The organism is Nostoc sp. MS1, assembly GCF_019976755.1.
Taxonomy (GTDB): domain Bacteria; phylum Cyanobacteriota; class Cyanobacteriia; order Cyanobacteriales; family Nostocaceae; genus Trichormus.
On sequence record NZ_AP023443.1, the window covers coordinates 188,422 to 207,155 of the forward strand.

Genomic DNA, 18,734 nt, shown 5'->3' on the forward strand with positions numbered 1-18,734 from the left:
ACATTTTCTAGCGGTATGGGGTCATACCGCTAACTCTTTCATGCGTTTATAGGAGGGGAATATGAATCTCGAACCTCATCATCTGCAAGAATGGCTCAACAGTGGCGTTGATGAAGAATTGATTTTGCTGAATGTGCGATCGCTTTTAGGAGACGAAATATACGAATATCTAATGTACGCGCTACCTCAAACCGCACGACGCAATGATGGGCGACTGCGAGATGGTTATTTAAGACTATACTCTCACATCACTAATGCTTGGTGGGCTAGTGGACTCGACCCGCTCAACGACTGGCTGCCGATGAACTGGGGACGGTTGAAGCCTGATTGTCCGCGCATGGAGTGGGAACAACACAGCAGGGAGAGGGATGCAGCAAGGGGAGCAGGGGGAGAATTTAGTATTCATTCCTCCCCTGCTTCTTCGCCGAAGCCCATCAAATACGAATCGCCACCGAAAACTCCCAACCGTCTGGGCTATTTCCGAGTTACCCTGAACATCTGGCAGTTGGTATCTCTGCGCTATGACGTACCGATGCCAGAGAACATCGTCATTACGCCAGAAGGTGAAGCATTAGGATTTTGGGCTTGGGTGATGGCTCATCCCGAAATTCCGATTATTCTTACTGAGGGTGAGAAGAAAGGGGCTTGTCTGTTATCTCTGGGGTATGCCGCGATCGCACTTCCTGGTATCTGGAATGGCCGCATCGGCAAGGAAGACTTTGAGAGACTGCACTCCGACCTAGTACCAATGGCTCAACCGGGTCGCAAATTCATCATCCTATTTGACTACGAAACCAAACCCAAAACGCAACTACAAGTATTTCAAGCCACACGCCGCACCGCTCACGTTATCTTAGACGCTGGCTGTGAGTGTAGTATCGCATTATTGCCAGGGCCAGAGAAAGGTATTGATGACTGGGTGGTAGCATTAGGTAAAAAAGCTGACAAGGCTGTATCAGCGATGATTGCTGATGCTCTTACCCTGCAAGAATATCACCAGAGATTTTTCTACAAAAAGCCTAGAGGACTGCGTAAATATAAACCTAATGTCACCGTTAACACTCGTTACCTGTCCCAAGCAATTGGTTCCTTACCTCAATCTGGTTTAGTGGGACTTGCCTCAGATATGGGGACTGGCAAGACCGAAATCATGGCCATCGTCAGAAAAGATAACCCAGACTTGAGCTTTTTGAACAACGGGCATCGGGTGAGTTTGCTTAAGAATCTCAGCGATCGCCTGCTGACTGCGATGTATTCTGCGATCGCTTGCGGTGATTGGGCAACAGTCCAAGCTCTCAGTATCACCGTAGACTCTTTGTATAAGATGGCGAATGATTTACGGGCTTATGATGTCATATTTATAGATGAAGCTTGTCAGTATTTGGCTCACCTGCTCCAGTCGAAAACCTGTAAAGAACACCGGGGGCTGATTCTAGAGGTATTGGAGTATCTGGTGTACAACGCCAAGCTCGTTGTTTTGGCTGATGCTCACCTGGACGACTTGACCATCGACTTCTTTAGGGCGATGCGACCAGAAGGCGAAAAACCCTTCATCATCAAGAACGAATATCGGTCAGGCGATCGCCAAGTCCACTGGTACGAGGGTGAAGACAGCAGCGCCATCGTTGCCCAAATTCACCTTCAGTTGATGCTGGGTTTGAAGCCAATTGTCGTCAGCGATAGTAAACGGTTCATCAAAAAGCTAGAACGCGCTTTGAATGAAATAGAACAGCAAAGACGGAGGGGTAAGAAGAAAAAGGACAATTTAGAGAATTGTGAATTACCAGAGGATAATACGCCAGAATCAGAAGATGACCGACAGCTTAGGATATGGGCTATTCATTCGGAAAATAGCGGTAGCGAAGAAAATATTATTTTCATCAGGGAGATTAACACCGCCATTAAATCAGTTGATGCGTTGTTAACTACACCCAGTCTTGGCACTGGTGTTGATATTTCTACCTATCATTTTGATGTAATATTTGGTGTGTTTCACGCAGTTTCCCAATCTGCCACCGAATGCGCTCAACAGTTGTGGCGGTATCGTCCTAATGTCCCCATGCACGTCTGGGTTGCGCCTCGTCCTCCGTTTGGGTACGCCGAGACTAACCCCCGTCATATCAAAGAGAAAATTCTCCAGAAAAACGAGATGACTGCTTTCCTCATCCGCATCGACAAGGAAACGGGTAAGCGTGGTGCTGAGAAGGATTGGGCGTTGGATACATTTTGCCAGATTGAGGCGCAGAGGAACTGGTCTATTAATAATTTACGTGCTGATTTGCGATCGCTCCTCGTTGAAATGGGTAATACTATCGTCTCAGCCGGGGATAATACCGACGAAGCAGCGCGGCACTTGATGAAGGCGGCGGGAAATGCCATTGATTCTGAGCATTACCGTCAGGTTGCTAATGCCAAAGACATCGATAGGAAAACTTACGACGCTAGACAGCACCAGGATTATTTGAAACCGGAAGAAGCGCTAGAGTGTGAGAAGTTTCGTATTCGGGATACCTACGGCATGGCTGTTACCCCTGAATTAGTTGAGAAGGATGACGGGGGGCGGCTTATCAAGAAGATTGTTGCTCTTGAAGCCATCTTAGCAGCACCGGGGGAAGTTGTGGCTGATGAGCATGGGCGGGAGTTTGTTATGCCGCCGGATGTTGTGGCGGAACGGGATAAATCGGAGCGCGATCGCTTATCTATCTGTACCGACTGGGGCAATCACTCCACATCGTGGCTCATGCGTCATCGATTGGGTTTGAGCGCGGTGTTAACAGACTTGATGGATGGGGTGGAGATTAAGGGGGATGAGCCGACTATTGAAGCATTGGCTAACTTCTCCAAGCGCAATGCTACCCACATCAAAGGGATTCTCAATTTGACTATACCGCTTGATGAGTCTCCCGTATGGATTTTAAGCCAGTATCTTTCGCAGTTTGCTTTGTCTATGAACTCGCGGCGGCCTGTTGAGGATGGTAAGCGGGTGAGATACTATCGGCTCAGTACTGAGGATGTAACGTTTGCTCGGAAGGTTCTTGAGTATCGACAACGGTTGAGGGAAGAGAGGGAAAGGCGACGGCAAGAGGAACGGGAACAGCAAGCGGCTTATGTGGCTAGAATGCAGACTATGTATAGCATTGATACTCCGTCCACACCCCCCGCTAATGTAATTGGGGATAATAATTGTGGGGGTATGGACGGACAGGCTGACCCCTGTTATTCATGGTGGCAGCAGGTAAAATATTATGCAACGTTGGCGATTAAACGGGTAAAGCATGGGGTGGATTCGGTCAAACAATTCCTCAGTACCCTCAGCAGTGACGAGCGCTGGGGCGTGATGATGGCAATTGATGAGCAAGAGCCTGTGATGTTCGAGGAATTAACTGCACAGGCTCCTGATTGGGTTGAATGGTTGGCGTAAAGGGTTAGATTACGAGCAATCACTTGTCAGTTAAGGTAATAATTTGTTTATTTCTTGGGACAAGAGCAAGAACACCTGATTGTACTGGCAATGCGGGTGGGTCGTGTAAAGGCTTGATAGTGAGACTGTAGCGTTGCTCTCAATAGTGCAGCAATTTGGAAAAGAAAGATATAACGGGATTGAGCAACCGAGATAGTTACGTAAATATAAGTTGCCAGCCAACGATAAAAATTGCGATATCTGCAAAAATATGGCTGATGTATCCAGGCCAGATTGAGCGATAAGTTAAGTAGCACCATGACCATATCACCCCGGCAATGAACACACCCAATGAACATAATGTTGTCGCACGCCAGTCAAAGTATGCTGCTAAACCAACAATATGATGAATTGTGAAAAACAATGCTGATAAAACTACAGCAAATGGACTAGACACTAGTATTTCACATTGGCGATAGACAAACCAACGCCAAACAAATTCTTCAAGTAAGGAATTAATAAATACCCAATACCCTGAACCTATCAAATAAATTACAAAATTATTCAATCCAATTTCTCTTGCACGTTCACGAACATATTCAACATCTATCCATTGTGAACCTAGCCACTGATAAGTCATTAAAATGATACCTAACATTAATAATCCTAATCCAAACCCAACTAATAAATCACGCCCTTTAGCCTGTTGAATTTTTGGAGGAAAATCCTCTAATTCTACAAATATTAACCAGACAAGCGGTAATAGTAATATCCAAATTTTAGAGAACAAAGCTACTGAAGAACCTAAAATTCCGGGAAGATATAATCCAGTCGCTACGCCAAGGCTAGGAACTGGCACTAGCAGTGACAAGGCTAATATTGCTTTTTTATTTGAGATGCCTGTAAACATATAAAAACTTAGTAAAATTTACTCGTTATTAGCTATTACTAGTACCTAACTGTAGTTGTAATATATAACAAACTATAAAATTTTACTTTCACAATCAGAAATTAATTAGGGCTGGCTGAATAAGGGCGAAAGATAGCAGAATGAAGAGTTTCAGGGTCAGGAAAGAAAAATAAGGTGAAAAGAAAAAGGGTAAGATAAGTAAAAATCCTTGTAGCAAGTTGCGTTAAAATGTATCGAAGAGCGCAAAAGCAAGAAAAAGCAGCAGAAAACTTTGAACTACCCTTTGGGGGAAAACTAGCGTCAGATAACCGATGGGTAATCATGGCGAACATGATACCTTGGTCAAAATTTGAAGCAGAGTACGCAGAAATATTTTCAGCAAGAATGGGAGCGCCAGCCAAAACATTTAGAATGGCGTTGGGAGCATTAATAATTAAAGAAAAATTAGGAATAAGTGACAGAGAGACAGTAGAACAAATTCGGGAGAACCCGTATCTGCAATACTTTATAGGAATGTCAGCATATAGTAATGAATCTGCATTTGACCCGTCAATGCTAGTTCATTTTAGAGAAAGGATAGATATAGAATTAGTCAATAAAATCAATCAAGAAATAGTCAGGAAGATGTTAGAAAATAAACAGGAGGTAGAAGTAAGAGCAAAAAAGCCAGAGGTCGAGGATTCAAAAAGTAAGCCAGCCAATAGAGGAAAATTAATATTAGATGCTAGTTGTGCGCCAGCAGACATAAGTTATCCGACAGATTTAGGATTATTAAATCAAGCCAGAAAGCAAACAGAAACAATCATAGATACATTATATAAGTCCTTATTAGTAAGAAATATCAACAAACCAAGAACCTACAGAAACAAAGCAAGAAAGGATTATTTAGCAGTAGCCAAGAAAAGAAAACCAACAGTTAAAGAAAGAAGGAAAGCTATCAGAAAGCAACTGCAATATATCAACAGAAATTTAACTCATATTCAGCAGCTAATAAATTTAGGTGCGTCACTATTAAAACTGAGCAACAGTCAATATAAGATGTTGCTAGTAGTAGCAGAAGTTTATCGTCAACAGTTATGGTTATATGAAAATCAAAAAATTAGTATACAAGACCGCATTGTCAGTTTAAACCAACCACACATTCGTCCGATTATCCGAGGTAAAGCCGGGAGAACAGTAGAGTTTGGGGCTAAGTTTTCAGCTAGTTACTATGATGGCTATGTATTTTTAGACCATATTAGTTGGGACAACTTTAACGAATCAGGAGACTTAAAATCACAAGTAGAAGCATACAAAAACTACACCGGATATTATCCTGAATCAGTTCATGTTGATAAGATTTATCGGACGAGGGAGAATCGAGCTTGGTGTCAAGAAAGGGGAATTAGAATTAGTGGCCCACCACTAGGTAGACCCCCCCAAAATGTCAGCCCTGAAAAGAAGAAACAAGCCGCTTATGACGAAAGGATTCGTAATTGTATTGAGGGCAAGTTTGGACAAGGTAAACGAAGATTTAGCCTTGGTAGAGTTATGGCTAAACTTCCTCATACTTCTTTCACCGCTATTGCCATAACTTTTTTAGTTATGAATCTTTCTACTCTGCTATTACGGCTTTTTTGTGTATTTTTTTGCCTATTTTTCAAAACTGAGTCTTTTTTTACTTCTTCTATTATCGAAACTGATATTTCATTCAACCTTAAACAACAAAAACTTATCTTTTTTCTGGACTGACTACTTAATCAATTTTTCTCTTCCTTTGAAATGACTTTTTCAGCAAGCCCTAATTAGGTGACACTTTGGTATTTGTCATAATATTTAATTTCTATAAAATATTAATTAATTTGATTTTTAGTTAAGTCTTACAAGTATCCATCTCTGGAAGAAAGCTTTAAAATCTCTAATGAATAATATTACTTGTGCCAAAATATCAAGTAGCACATTAATAAACAAGTGCTGAGTTTCAGAATCAAAAACTCTTAAACAAAATTGATTTGCGGCTATCGTATGTTGGTCGCTTGGGGCCTGTTGTTCAATCAGGGGTACGTTCTTGTGCTGTTGTGTGGGCCGTTAATTCATCAAACTCAATACCGACCAAAGACACAACTTTTCCACCAGCAGCCACTACTACACTCCATTCTCCATCACCTGCTGTCAGTTGATATTCAGTCTGTGTGGGATTTTGTTGAGCATAGTTGCAAATTCGCTTAATTGCTTCCACAGCATCGGCACGATTCCGATTTCTTTGGGCTAATAGTTGTGCTAAGGCGTATTGAGCATCGAATACTTCTTGCTGTGCTGCTTGACGACACCAATGGATGGCTGCATCAATATTTTGCTCTAAGTGGCCATATCCTTGAGCATAGAAAGCGGCTAATTTGAATTGAGCAAATTTATCACCCTGTTCGGCTGCCCGACGATACAGGTCTAAAGCCTGTGTCTCATCCCGATTCACTCCCTCCCCTTGCAGGTAACAATATCCTAATAATCGCATCGCCTCTGGATGATTTTGTGCTGCGGCTAAGGTTAACCAACTTACTGCTTGCGAGTAGTCTGCATACCCAATTAGGTAAATTGCCCCTAACGCTGCTTGAGCTTGAGTTGAACCTAAATCCGCCAAGTCTTTCAACTTGGGCAATAAATTGACAATGTAGGGTTCGGCTTCATCAAAATCTGTATCCCAAGCTTTTAAATACCAATTTGCTGCACTTATCGGGTCAACTTCACGCCCGTCACCATAGTTATATAAATGTCCGATGTACAAGCAAGCTAATTCGTGATTTTGTGCGGCGGCTTTCATCCACCACTGTTGAGCTACATCAAAATCTTGAGCTACACCTTCACCTTGGGCATACATTGTTCCAATGATAAATGCTGCCTCTATCTCACCTGCTTGGGAAGCGTTGATATACCACGATAAAGCTACTGTATAATCCTTCTCTACACCGCGTCCTTGAGCATAAAGGGCTGCGAGATTGTATGCTGCTTGCGGATGCCCAGCTTCTGCTGCAATTTGATAATGATATGCTGCGGCGGCTGGATCTGCAACAAAGCCCTGTCCATTAGAGTGCATTAGCCCCAATAAACAGTGAGCTTGAGGACTTTGGTTGAGGTTAGCTAATCTTGTAAAAATCTGTTTAGCAGTCTCGTAATCTCGTGCATTGTAAGCATTTAATCCCTGCTCTAGATAGCTCATATAATTGGTTACAATTGTATGCCATTCACTACTAACAACTAAGCTTAACGTAAGTTAGATATAGCAATCTCTAATTTCTTGCTTCTTCTACCGAAAATTATTCGTTTTGGTCGCATTTGGAGCCAGTTGCTCCTAAGCGAACAAGTGCTAATAATGTGGTGACAACAGCACTCATGCAACTGGCATCCACTGAGATAACACAAAAAGTACCGCCTTCCGTCTCGTACAACTTCTTGGTCTTCCCGGTGTTTTGATATCCCTATTGAAACTGCAACAGCAATAGATTGAGTGCCAATTTGCCAAAAATGTTTTTGTTTTACAAGTTGGTATCAAATTTGCAAGCGATGCCTTTATCTGCTTCGTAGATAGATAATTTTATGTTCTAAAGTAGAAGATAGGTTGATAAACAGTTTTTCTAAACAAACCAATGAAAATGTTCGGTTTGGTTGTATCTGCATTATTGCTATTTAGCGCACCTGCGGTCACAGTTGAGTTTAAAGGGCAGAATATTGATGGTCAAAGGCTTCGAGCTAAAGCTTATTATTATGCAACTGGTGGAGTATACAAAGTTCAGGTAATCTTTAACAAACAACAAGCTACAATCTTTTTTGAAGACGGTAACAAAATTACTATACAGTTGAACAATTCAGTAATCACTGACTCCAACAATATTGAAGGTTTTGGAAAGTTAGGACAATATCGAGTCACTAATGGATTAAGTATTGGCTTGGTATATGATAATGATTGGATTAATGCTAGTGGTAGTCAGTTGCAGCAGTCCAATGCCCTAGAAGGGTTATGGAGGATCAGTTTGGATTAAATACTACAGACTAATCTCTGACATGAACACATTGTGTTTTATCAATTGATTTGCTAAAAAACTCCTAATTTAATCTATATAATCCGTTGATATTTGTTGTTCAACAACACTATCTGAAATTGGACGGCTACCATCTACTTCTAAGGTATCTTGAACTTCAAAACTATTCTTAGTAATTGGACGTTGACCATCTATCTCAAGAATTTCCTCTATTTCTAATTCATTGGGATCAATTGGACGTTGCCCGTCTATGTTTAGCATCTCCCTGTCTTGGAAATCACTTTTAGCAACTGGGCGTTGACCATCTATGTCAATTGTTATGTCTGAATAATTTTCCGTCTTCTCAATTGGGCGTTGACCATCTATGTCAATTGTCTCTTTGATTTCGATTTCACTAGGATCAACTGGACGATGACCATCTATATTAATTGTTTTCTTCGCTTGTTCCGGTTCCTTAGATAAGGATTCAGAAATTATCCCATCTTTGCTAACAATTTTCCGCTTTCTCAAATTATTTCTATCATCTTCAACTGGGTTGATATTATCCATAATTCCTCTTTCGTTTTATAAACTTTTGTTTACATAAAATAAAAATTAGAAACTTGTTTATTTTGAGTTAATAAAGATAAATTTTATATCAATAAAGAATCACAAATTGTTTGTTAGACTCAATACTTTACTAGAGTTGAATTAACAAACTCTCTACCATAACAAATATTTTATCTCTAACTTGAGAGGGATTTGTTAGTTCTCATGAAATACTTGTTTATAACTATTACTTGGTCTGAGTCAGAACTGAGCAAAATCTAGCTGACTTTCAATAAACTTCGCTCCGGTTAGGTTTGCCCCATTCAAATTGCATAAGTGTAAATTTGCTCCTCTTAGTTCTGCTAAGGACAGATTAGCTCCAGTTAAATTTGCATTAGTCAGGTCAGCTTCAGCTAAATTGGCTCCAATTAAGTTAGCTCCACATAATGAGGCTTGTTTTAGGTTAGCTCCTTTGAGGTTTACTCTGGTTAGGTTTGCGCCGCTCAGTTCGGCTCCACTTAAATTAGCTTGGCTCAAGTCTGCTGCTGTCAAATCGGCTTTGTCTAGATTGGCTTGCCTTAAATCTGCCCAACTCAATTTTGCATAACTCAGATTAATTTCAGTTAGCTCTGCGGATACCAGTTCCGCACATCTCAAATTTGCATTAATAAAATTTCTTTCTCCTGTTGCATATCGTCGGAAAATTTCCTCAGATGTTACTCGCTTTAGAACTGCTTGAGATGCACCTTGATAACACCATGTAACTTCTAATAAGTTGGCAGCAGTATTAACAGCTATCTCATCACATTCAATCAAAGATATACTATTACAACCATCCCAACTACCATTAAGCATTTGAGCGATTTCATTAGCTCCAGTGGTTGAATCAAATAATAAAATAGATTCTTTAGGTCGGTTTAAAAGACTCTTTGAGATAATTGAGATAATATCTTTCATTTATACAAATCTTACTGATTTAATAAGTATTATAATTACCTATATCATAGAATATCCCATCAGATAGAAGCAAACTCATCCGATGATTATTTAAAGTAACATATTATTAAGTTAACACCATTTATCTAATGTTGTTACGACGTAAAGTCAACATTTCACATCTACTAAATGGTCTATCTCCCAATAAGTATATAGACTCTATATCTATCTATTAAAAGCTAGATATAGAGTCGCAAGTAGGTTCTAAATATCATGCAAAACAATACTAGCTTTCTCAACAAAAATTCTTGGTTTAATAAAACAGCGCTTTTAACACTCTTAGTCAGTGGACTGACTGCTTGTGCTTCCGAACCAAAGCAACCTGATGTTGTTGTAGTTCCTACACCGCAAGCAACCGTTACTGTCACAGCGACTGCTACACCACAGGCAACCACTACTGTTGTCGTCACTCCTACCCCCCAAGTCACAACAGTTGTTCAAACTGAACCAATTACTGATGTATTAGTAATTACTAATGCCAATAAACAAGCACTTATAGATAAACCAGTACAGTTTACAAATGTTAAAGTTCAAAGTGTCGTGGGCGATCGCACCTTCTGGGTAGGCTCAAGTAATGCTCAACGAGTATTTGTCGTTTTAGCTCCTAATTTAGATGAAGGTACTGTGGAAAACAAAGTTGTAATCAAACCAGGACAGACACTTGATTTAGCAGGAGTTCTTAAACCAGTACCAAGTGTTAAACAAGCACAGCAACAATGGAAGGGTTTAACCGCGACTGAAGCCCAAGGATTAAAGGAGCAAATCATTTATTTACAAGCAAATCAAATCAGATTTAAGCCAAGTTGATATTATATTCTGGTCGCATTTGGAGCCAGTTGCTCCTAAGCGAAAAAGTGCAAATCATTTAGCGACAACAGCCAGATCGCAACTGGCCTCCACTGGGATAACACAAAAATTACCGCCGTCTGTCTCGTGCAACTTCTTAGTCTTCCTAGTGTTCTGACCACTATGAGTCTCCTATAGTAGTACAGCCGGGATACGTATTCCGGCTTTACCCCCATTAGTTTTATCGGAAAAAATAAATTTAAAGGGTATTATAGTACATTAATACTATGAGACTTCAGTTAAATTGATTCAAAACATATGAGACAAGTAGTTAGACAGATTAAAGAGCGAGTCAAATTCGATTTTGAATTGGAAACAATTAAATATGAATTGTTGAGATTAGATGATTATGAATATAGAAAACTTCAAGATAATAGTATCCATATTAAAGATTACTCCACATTCTACTACAATGGTTACTTGTTTGAAAGTAACAATAGAGATAATTTGAAACTAGCGCAGGCTTTTATCACGTTAACTTGGCTGTTTGGCAATAGTAGTGATTCATTTGATAGTACCCAAAGCTCTTTTAGTTTTCCATTCTTACTAACTATTAATAAGACAATAGATAAATTTTTCTATTTATTACATATTTTTGATTGTAAAGGCTCAATATATTATCGAATATATAAAATATTTGAGGATGAATCAGATATACCTAAGACAATCCAAAATGAAGTATTTGAGTCGGAGTTTACACATCAAGAAATTAATATTTTTTTCAGCTATATACATAGATATATTATTGAGTCCTTTCAAACTTTAAATTCTGTAACTACACCTGAACCATTTTTAAAAGCGATTGATGCAAGCTGTTTAATTTATGGTTATCACAATAATCAGTATATTGAAGAAGAATATAATGGTGAAAAGTCATATCAAGCAGCACTTCAAAGATTTTTGTCAGTAGGGCTTTGGCCTTGGCAACCAAAAAATATAAGTGGTTTGCTACAAACTATTATCGCTGAACTACCTGAGAATTAAAGCAGCGATCCGTTCGCATTCTTCCTGCACGATTGAAACAGGCAGTCGATTTAATCGGCTCTCTAACACTAAAGGAATCCCCATTGGAAAATTGGGAATTTGAGATAACCACCAAGTATTGTCCGTAATCCGCGAATGTATATCCTGTCGTCCATCATTGTCGGAAATGTGGATTTCTAAAAGTCTCTCTAATGGGAGTCCCAACCATTGATTTAGCTTTACTTGGTTTTTATGATGCCAAATGTTGACATGCGCCAAATCTATAACTATCTTAATTTGTGGCATATCTTGGCAAAATTGGGCCAACTCGGTCGCATTATCCAAAAGATTCTCTACAGAACTTATGGGATGTGTAGGATACATTGTCTCTACACCCAGAACAATATCTCGCTTTATACAAAGCTGATAAAGATAGTCAATGTTTTCTACGAATGTTGTGTATGCTTTGGCACGTTCAGTAGTCTTAGAAAAGTTTCCTCCATGTACTGAATAAGCTGTGATCCCGATACTGGCTAGATAGTCTGTCAAATGCTCAAAATATTTCCAATCTTGAGGTTGAGCTAGGTTAAAAGGATAATGGCGATCTCTCCAAACAAAAGCATGATGCGCTCGATAGACCATTCCCATTTGTCTAAAGTCTTCAATTGCTTGTGTGGCATCAGCATCAGGACGAGGGCCAATAGCCAGTTCAGTATACCGGATTCCTGCATTCCAAAATATTGTTAGTGCTTCACGGGTTGAAACTCCACCATAGGCTGACAAGCTCAAATACAATTCCATCAGTCCTCCAATGTTGATGAATATTCAAAAATTGCAGTTCTAGGTTTAAGAGCAAATATTTTGCTGGAATACCCTATTAATGTGCTGATTTCAATCGCTAACTGCTGTTTTTGTGCGTCTGGAGCTTCCATATCTCTAAGCAAATATTTTATATTGCCGCAAATGTAGCCCTCAATTTGTTGTTTTATCGAAGTTTCACTATATTCGTTCACGTTATATATGCGTTTTAGAGGGATGTTTATCTCATCCTCAACTGCACCTAATCTTAAAGACAAACTATAGCTATACCCAATAAAGTGACGTTCGTCATCGTAACCATCAAGGTCTTCATGAATTTGGTAGTTACTCAAACCTATTGGTAGTTCCAGCGACATTAATAACCAAGTAGTTGGATCTTCTGCAATACTAACTTTAGGTTCGCTATTGTACCAATAATTACTTCGAGTCTGTTTTAACTCTTGCACAAATGCTCTTAATTCTGGGATTTGTAACAAGCAACGAGCATCACTAGCCAAAGCATCAGTAATTCGTTTGAGTTCTATTACTTGTGCTTCTACTAACTTCTGTTCTGCATCCCGAATTTCTTGCATTCTTATTTCCACTAACTGTTGCAAAGAAGCAATCTGTGGGTCAAATTGATTAGCATGATTTTGCACTAATTCTTCATAACTCAAAAACAAGGAACTAGAGTCTGTCATAACTTTCCTCAATTTTTCCATAACAAACTGTTAATAGCTGTTGCAATTTGAAGCTATTACAAAGTCGCTTATAGTTCTTTTGTACTAATATACCATTAACTCTTTTAGATAGATGCTTCACGCTAAAATAGTTGTTTCGTAAATCCAAGTATTGTATAAATTGATATTATTACTTGCTAAGTAGGGCTAATTGCAATTGGTTTTAATTATTCGTGAGCCTGCTACTCCCCAACAAATAGAGTCCATGCTAAAAACTTGGGATGTTTTCATTAAAATAGCAGTAGACATCGAGCGCAAGATTTTAGCAGGCGGCGGTGTTCGCCATTATGAGTGTGAACAAGAATTACTTAAGGATGGAAGCCGACAACGCGATATCTGGGGTGCTGATTGGTCGCCTTCTACACAGGAATTGGTATTTGAGTCTATCATTAACATTCGCCCCAGTCAAAACAATCGAAGTATGATCATACAATCTACCCAAATTCGGCAGCAAGTAAGCCAAATTACCCAACAATTGCTAGGAGGTTCATAATGCCTAACTGGAGTGCAATTAAAGCTAGTTTCTTAGCTTTAGACCAACCACATCAACTGGGTGAATTAGCATCAAGTCTGGCACACCTGAAGTCTTGGGTACAAAGTAGCGATTGTCATCAAGTAGTCCCGGTAGTTCTAGACGAAAGCCTGTTGTATTTGTCTTTAATACAGCAAAATACCCAAATCTATGACGGGGAATTAAATCAACTTCAATTGATATTACAAGATTGGCAACGCAATTGGGACAACATTAAGTCTCAATCAAGCCAAACGGCAAACATTGCAGATGTTGCTTCTGGTTGGTCACAGCGAGTTTTAGATTTGTCTGGTTTGTTGAGTTCCCAATCCATGAGTGCTTAGTCTGAGCGATCGCATCTAGCGTTGGCGCTTACTCCATCACCACTGTCATCTCTGTGCCATGATGCCTTATCATGACTCTGGTCGCATTCAGCCAAAGCCATTGGAACCACAGCAACTCAACCTCTTCGCCAAAAATACAATTACGCCCAGCTACAGCAGTAAATCAGAGACTCTGCTGATGAGTGCTGATGCTTTACAGCAATGGAAGTCGCGCATACTGACTCATCAGCAACAGGTAAGAGTAAACCAATCACCTCAACAAGCTACACTGTTTGACCTAACACCAACACATTGCGACCCAGAAGAGATAGATCCGTTCACGTTGCATTTACAACCGATGGCCTTTTACCGAATGCCTGATGATTTTGGTCAAGCCGCTTTGTACTTTGTGATTGATTCTGCTGCTTTGCTGTTACTTTATGTGGGAGAAACCAAGCGGAGTAACAAGCGTTGGCGAGGGACACATGATTGCAAGCATTACATCAGCAGTTACCAAGACCTGCACTATCGTTATCAAATGGAGACGGCAGTTAACATTGGTTTTTGGTGGGATACGCCTGTTGAGCGTCGAGCGCGACAGCAGTTAGAGTTGAGCTTGATTTTGAAGTGGCGTAGTCCATTTAACAAGGAAAACTGGCAGCAGTGGGGTCAACCGTTTAAGTAATCTACTGCTTTATTCGTAAGCCTATTTAAGTTATGAGCATTGAGCTTTGAGTTTACCAATTAGAGAATTAAGATTAATCTGAGTAGGCCAACCTTGAGGAAGATTTGCAGAATTATATCCTCGGTCTTTTAAACCTTGAATAAACTGATTGCGGATATATGTAGTATCAAAAGTCCCCAACCCATCAAAATAAACATCAGTTAAGTGAGCAGGATCTAGAGCCATTTCACCTTTATATACTGCACCGTCATTAGAATCATCCCAACCCCAAGGCGCATTAGCAGAATTGTTACTGCAAGTAGGTGTGCCAGCACCACAACTACCGCTAGAATCTCCCTTAAAAGTTCCCCAACTTGCAAAAGTCGAGGCAGAAGAACTTGATAAAGAAGCTTCATTTAATTGATGTTGCCACATTCCATTAGTAGCAAAAATATCAGTTAATCTATACTGTACAAATCTGTCATTTCCCGATTCAGGAAGTTCTGCGGTAGTCTGTGAAGGATAATAAATAATTCCATCTTCACTGCTAGCACCTTGAAAATTTCCAGCATAGGGCAATGCTTTTAGTCCATGACCTTTAGCTTCTTGAGATGTTAATGGATGTAGTGAACCACTGTAACTATTCATCGTCAGTGTGCCATCAATAGTTTCTGCACCATTTCGTAAAGGACTACCAGTTGGAGTGAAGGAGTAGAAATCCGTATGAAATACACTAACAATACCTTCTAATTTCCCAAAAGCTGAACCATCCTTGCGGACAATTGCTAGTAAACCCTCTAAATCATTTTCATGTTCTTGATCAAACGGAGTATCAGTCCAGTCTTGAGGATGAAAAAAAGAATACGTAATAAACCAATGGGTACAAGTTTCAGCTACAGAATAGTAAGCATGGGCAGACAGAGGATATAGGTATAGATTATCCCAGTTATTTATTCCACGCCAATCGTTATCATAATCAAATCGCGTAATATAGTCTCCACTATACTTAGTGCTATCTGTATCTTGATAGTGAATAGGTGCATGATATGAAGCTAAGGCCAAATCATTAGCAGATTGAGCAATTACTTTTGTGTCTGTAAAAATGCCAACTACTATTGCTACTAGCAGTCCGAAAACAGCAAGAAGAATTTTTCTGAAACTCATTGAGTCTACCTTTGCTCATAAATAAGCTTCAGCATAAAAGCCAATATTTAAGAATTGGTAATGACTCAGCTTATTTGGTAGCGATTACAAAGTTAAGATTTATGTTGATACTTAATTGATTGCGATCGCTAACAGAGATTTAAAGTAATCGCTTTGTTCCTGCTCAGTTGGCTACTTGAGTCTGTTCCATTATCGTCTGCACGGCATCTTTGAAAATATGATGAGATGGTATTTACTTCAAGAAGCGACAAGCGAGCTAAAGTTCTTGCTGTATAAAGCCCAACCCTCAGTTGTCCGTCCAAGTGCTGACGTACAACTGAAGTCATGGGCGGCAACTACTTGCACTAACAGCCACTTTTATCTTTAACCCTCTTGTACCAAATGCAGAGAACCCCATTGCTCTCATTTTCAGAATCAAGCTTTGATAATTGTTTTCCAAAAGTGATACAAGCGGGTTAAGTACCAACATTTTTAGTTGAGTCTACAACTTGTAGTAAGTTCTACATTTAAGAAAGTTCCTGAGCGGGGTGTAATTGAACGCAATTGCTGGACAAAAGCATTAAATCTGGCATCAGTTATGCCGAAGCCAGCTTCAGCACAAGCAGACAAACCTCCTTCGATGGGAATAGGAGAACCATTTCTAGGACTATAGACAATGAATTTATCAACAGTACCAGTACCAACTGCAAACCCGATTACTTGGCGAACTGTTCGTAAGGCGGCATTATCTAATGCACCACCAATACTACCAATACTGACATTAACCGCACGACTTTCAGCTAAGGCCGGCGCACTCATCGACAATATTGCTCCGACAATCATCAAACTGCTAAACTTCTTCATTTTCTCTCTCTAAAAAATTGAAAAACTAATACAGAGCTTTCGTTGCTCACTAGTTAATATGCGAACATTATCTGAAGATGATCATTTATTAAAGCAGGGTTTAAGGAACAGCTTTATTGGAAATGAGCGTTTTGAGAGTTAAAGCTATCACTTACGCTTAGGTTTCCTATAACAATCATGCTGTAAGACTGTCTTAAACGGGCGGGTAATTTAAAGCAGCTATACACTATACTTTAAGCCCAGGCAAGCGCAACTCACAACTCAGAATTATTTAGCAAATCCTACCAGAATGAGGAGGTCAAAACCAAATTTTACAAGGCATTCTAGAGTTAAACCTTGAAAATTCCGGATGCCAAAGATTATGACAATATCTTTGAATCACACTATAGTCCCTGCTCATGATAAAGAAGCATCTGCACAGTTTTTTGCACAAATTTTTGGTTTAAATGTTGAGCCTGTCGGTCATTTTGCTGCTGTGCGCGTTAATGACACACTTACACTAGATTTTGATAACAGAGAAACATTTGAGTCTCACCATTATGCTTTTCATGTCAGCGATGAAGAATTTGATACTATCTTTGCCAGAATCAAACAAGCTGGTCTGGAGTATAGTAGCGACCCGATGCACCACAATAAAGGAGAAATTAACCATAGGAAAGGAGGACGTGGATTTTATTTTTATGACCCAAATGGTCATAACTTGGAACTTTTGACCCGTGATTAATAAAAATTAACTGACTCTACACAAACCTTTTTTAAGACAGCAAACAAATTCAATTGAGTGATGTCTACAATAATGCTGCACCTACGCTTTCTTTGAAACCCACAGCAATCTTGAGAAAGGAATACCCGGCTGCTTTCTCTTCACAGAAGCAAATTATCTATTTTATTACTTTGTTAGCACTCATCAACTGTACAAACTACCAATGCCTAAGACGCGGGAGTGCTTCAACATCACCATACGGCGGTTTCAGTTATAGCAATATTTACTTAAGAATGAAGACTTATGAAAATATCGGCAATTAGACTCAAACCTAATGAAGATTTAAGACAATCTCTAAAAAACTTTGCCATAGAGCAAAATATACAAGCAGGATTTATTTTAAGTGGTATCGGCAGTTTAAAACAAGCGGCAATTCGCTTTGCTAATCAAGATAAAAGTACAACCTTTGATGAAAAATTTGAAATTTTAGCTCTCAATGGAACTTTATCGAATGAAGGGATACATCTGCACATTGCTCTAGCAGATCAACAAGGTAAGACTATTGGTGGTCATCTTGTCGATGGATGTATAATCTATACTACTGCGGAAATAGTTATTGGTACTACTCAAGATTTTTGCTTTGGAAGAAGCTTTGATGAGCAAACTGGGTATCAAGAATTAGATATTCAATATCTTCCACTAATAGACTCTTGACTGTTGACGATACATAACATCTGAGCGCAAAACATACTTTCGTCCTTGAACAACAGTAACACCTTCATGCACAAGCTCATGAACAAAGCATAAAGCCATACCTATGACTGGAACCACACTAATATTAGGTAATTCTTCATGGTATCGAGGTGAAAGATGAAAACGAGTTTCACCACCCTCAAAACCTTCATTTAGGTAAATCATGAAAGTTAACAGACTTTCCTCCCCATTCGGTCGCCGATAAGAACCGTCATGATGTATTGCAAATCTCTGTCCTGGGTCATAACGATAAAAACGAAAACGCTCATTCAATCCTACTGCTTGCCACCTGCCAATTGTTTTAGGAATATAATCTGACACACGCTGCCATAAGTCAAAAGCTCGTTGGTGATCATCAAGAATAACTCGCTCATTATTACGGATATCACGACGCATTTGGAACCCTCGAATCGTATTGATTGGAGCTTCTGTATAACCAATACTTTCAGTCAAATTAATATACTCAGCACACTCTTGTGGACAGAGAATATTGTCTAAAGTAAAAATTTCATTGTTCAGTAAATTTTTCTTGCTCATGGTTACAGCATTTTGTAAACAAGTTTAGAAGCAATGACTGAT

Annotated in this window: 19 protein-coding genes; 10 read left to right on the plus strand and 9 right to left on the minus strand. The window is 39.5% G+C overall.

Going from position 1 to position 18,734, the window contains the following annotated elements:
* Window positions 1–61: 61 nt before the first annotated feature.
* The gene (locus NSMS1_RS33310; protein ID WP_224095760.1) at window positions 62–3,421 is read left to right on the plus strand and encodes a plasmid replication protein, CyRepA1 family; all 3,360 of its coding nucleotides are present in this window, start codon (window positions 62–64) and stop codon (window positions 3,419–3,421) included.
* 196 nt (window positions 3,422–3,617) lie between these two features.
* On the opposite strand, the gene NSMS1_RS33315 is transcribed toward NSMS1_RS33310, so the two are convergent.
* Complete coding sequence (locus NSMS1_RS33315) at window positions 3,618–4,310, minus strand: CPBP family intramembrane glutamic endopeptidase (RefSeq protein ID WP_224095761.1); 693 nt, start codon at window positions 4,308–4,310, stop codon at window positions 3,618–3,620.
* 228 nt (window positions 4,311–4,538) lie between these two features.
* Between NSMS1_RS33315 and NSMS1_RS33320 the strand changes: the two genes are divergently transcribed.
* Window positions 4,539–6,041 carry an IS5 family transposase gene (locus tag NSMS1_RS33320; RefSeq protein WP_224095762.1) on the plus strand — a complete coding sequence of 501 codons (1,503 nt, stop codon included), beginning with the start codon at window positions 4,539–4,541 and terminating at the stop codon, window positions 6,039–6,041.
* Window positions 6,042–6,339: 298 nt separating this feature from the next.
* On the opposite strand, the gene NSMS1_RS33325 is transcribed toward NSMS1_RS33320, so the two are convergent.
* A complete protein-coding gene (locus tag NSMS1_RS33325) occupies window positions 6,340–7,503 on the minus strand; it encodes a tetratricopeptide repeat protein (protein WP_224095763.1) in 1,164 nt (387 codons plus the stop codon).
* 427 nt (window positions 7,504–7,930) lie between these two features.
* On the opposite strand from NSMS1_RS33325, the gene NSMS1_RS33330 reads away from it, so the two are divergent.
* Window positions 7,931–8,323, plus strand: coding sequence for a hypothetical protein (locus NSMS1_RS33330; RefSeq protein WP_224095764.1), 393 nt, complete (start codon window positions 7,931–7,933; stop codon window positions 8,321–8,323).
* A 69-nt stretch (window positions 8,324–8,392) separates the two neighbouring features.
* Here NSMS1_RS33330 and NSMS1_RS33335 read toward each other — a convergent pair whose 3' ends face one another.
* Window positions 8,393–8,872 carry a hypothetical protein gene (locus tag NSMS1_RS33335; RefSeq protein WP_224095765.1) on the minus strand — a complete coding sequence of 160 codons (480 nt, stop codon included), beginning with the start codon at window positions 8,870–8,872 and terminating at the stop codon, window positions 8,393–8,395.
* Between the two features lie 240 nt (window positions 8,873–9,112).
* On the minus strand, window positions 9,113–9,808 hold the full coding sequence (locus NSMS1_RS33340; protein WP_224095766.1) for a pentapeptide repeat-containing protein: 696 nt from the start codon (window positions 9,806–9,808) through the stop codon (window positions 9,113–9,115).
* Window positions 9,809–10,060: 252 nt separating this feature from the next.
* Here NSMS1_RS33340 and NSMS1_RS33345 point away from each other — a divergent pair, with 252 nt between their 5' ends.
* Both NSMS1_RS33345 and NSMS1_RS33350 read left to right on the plus strand, forming a co-directional pair.
* Entirely contained in the window at window positions 10,061–10,654 is a 594-nt protein-coding gene (locus NSMS1_RS33345) for a hypothetical protein (RefSeq protein ID WP_224095767.1), read from the plus strand.
* A 297-nt stretch (window positions 10,655–10,951) separates the two neighbouring features.
* Complete coding sequence (locus NSMS1_RS33350; protein ID WP_224095768.1) at window positions 10,952–11,677, plus strand: hypothetical protein; 726 nt, start codon at window positions 10,952–10,954, stop codon at window positions 11,675–11,677.
* Here NSMS1_RS33350 and NSMS1_RS33355 read toward each other — a convergent pair.
* A complete protein-coding gene (locus NSMS1_RS33355; RefSeq protein WP_224095769.1) occupies window positions 11,663–12,457 on the minus strand; it encodes a TIM barrel protein in 795 nt (264 codons plus the stop codon). The genes NSMS1_RS33350 and NSMS1_RS33355 overlap by 15 nt on opposite strands.
* Window positions 12,457–13,155: a hypothetical protein gene (locus NSMS1_RS33360; RefSeq protein ID WP_224095770.1), complete on the minus strand. Its 699-nt coding sequence runs from the start codon at window positions 13,153–13,155 to the stop codon at window positions 12,457–12,459. The genes NSMS1_RS33355 and NSMS1_RS33360 overlap by 1 nt, the downstream gene beginning before the upstream one ends.
* A gap of 196 nt (window positions 13,156–13,351) precedes the next feature.
* On the opposite strand from NSMS1_RS33360, the gene NSMS1_RS33365 reads away from it, so the two are divergent.
* The 3 genes from NSMS1_RS33365 to NSMS1_RS33375 all read left to right on the plus strand — a co-directional run bounded on the left by NSMS1_RS33365 (window position 13,352) and on the right by NSMS1_RS33375 (window position 14,713).
* The gene (locus NSMS1_RS33365) at window positions 13,352–13,687 is read left to right on the plus strand and encodes a DUF5674 family protein (protein WP_224095771.1); all 336 of its coding nucleotides are present in this window, start codon (window positions 13,352–13,354) and stop codon (window positions 13,685–13,687) included.
* A complete protein-coding gene (locus NSMS1_RS33370) occupies window positions 13,687–14,049 on the plus strand; it encodes a hypothetical protein (protein ID WP_224095772.1) in 363 nt (120 codons plus the stop codon). The genes NSMS1_RS33365 and NSMS1_RS33370 overlap by 1 nt, the downstream gene beginning before the upstream one ends.
* Before the next feature lie 61 nt (window positions 14,050–14,110).
* Window positions 14,111–14,713: a GIY-YIG nuclease family protein gene (locus tag NSMS1_RS33375; RefSeq protein ID WP_224095961.1), complete on the plus strand. Its 603-nt coding sequence runs from the start codon at window positions 14,111–14,113 to the stop codon at window positions 14,711–14,713.
* 30 nt (window positions 14,714–14,743) lie between these two features.
* On the opposite strand, the gene NSMS1_RS33380 is transcribed toward NSMS1_RS33375, so the two are convergent.
* Window positions 14,744–15,856 carry a hypothetical protein gene (locus NSMS1_RS33380; RefSeq protein ID WP_224095773.1) on the minus strand — a complete coding sequence of 371 codons (1,113 nt, stop codon included), beginning with the start codon at window positions 15,854–15,856 and terminating at the stop codon, window positions 14,744–14,746.
* A gap of 471 nt (window positions 15,857–16,327) precedes the next feature.
* Window positions 16,328–16,699 carry a hypothetical protein gene (locus NSMS1_RS33385; RefSeq protein ID WP_224095774.1) on the minus strand — a complete coding sequence of 124 codons (372 nt, stop codon included), beginning with the start codon at window positions 16,697–16,699 and terminating at the stop codon, window positions 16,328–16,330.
* A 361-nt stretch (window positions 16,700–17,060) separates the two neighbouring features.
* Here NSMS1_RS33385 and NSMS1_RS33390 point away from each other — a divergent pair, with 361 nt between their 5' ends.
* Window positions 17,061–17,423: a VOC family protein gene (locus NSMS1_RS33390; protein WP_224095775.1), complete on the plus strand. Its 363-nt coding sequence runs from the start codon at window positions 17,061–17,063 to the stop codon at window positions 17,421–17,423.
* Between the two features lie 282 nt (window positions 17,424–17,705).
* Window positions 17,706–18,116 (plus strand): PPC domain-containing DNA-binding protein, encoded by a 411-nt coding sequence (locus tag NSMS1_RS33395; protein ID WP_224095776.1) that lies wholly within the window; start codon window positions 17,706–17,708, stop codon window positions 18,114–18,116.
* On the opposite strand, the gene NSMS1_RS33400 is transcribed toward NSMS1_RS33395, so the two are convergent.
* Window positions 18,102–18,692: a prolyl hydroxylase family protein gene (locus tag NSMS1_RS33400; RefSeq protein WP_224095777.1), complete on the minus strand. Its 591-nt coding sequence runs from the start codon at window positions 18,690–18,692 to the stop codon at window positions 18,102–18,104. The two genes, NSMS1_RS33395 and NSMS1_RS33400, sit on opposite strands and share 15 nt — an antisense overlap.
* Between the last annotated feature and the right edge of the window lie 42 nt (window positions 18,693–18,734).